General features: G+C 27.1%; 1 protein-coding gene. It reads left to right on the top strand.

Translation table 11 applies throughout. The features are described from left to right. Positions 1-204, top strand: a 204-nt coding sequence (locus tag AC23MC_RS16550) for a hypothetical protein (protein ID WP_487570668.1), incomplete at its 5' end; no start/stop codon positions are given. Positions 205-236 lie beyond the last annotated feature (32 nt).

The raw sequence follows: 236 nt of genomic DNA on the forward strand, positions 1-236 counted from the left end.
TTTTTGAGCGGATTTTTTTGGATCGGTTCAAAAGAAAAAGCCGAACAACTGTTAGAAAATCCTATACTATCTTTTGTGTGGAGATTTATCGGTTTTGCTAGTATCGGAATAATAATGTTTTTATTGGTAGTAGTTGTAAACTTTTTGTTGATTAAATTCACAAAATACAGTATTAATTTAAAAAAAATAATTTGGCAAGTCTAAACCATTAATATAAATGGAAGTATAATTGGAAC

This window comes from Flavobacterium sp. T50_26 (assembly GCF_057652995.1).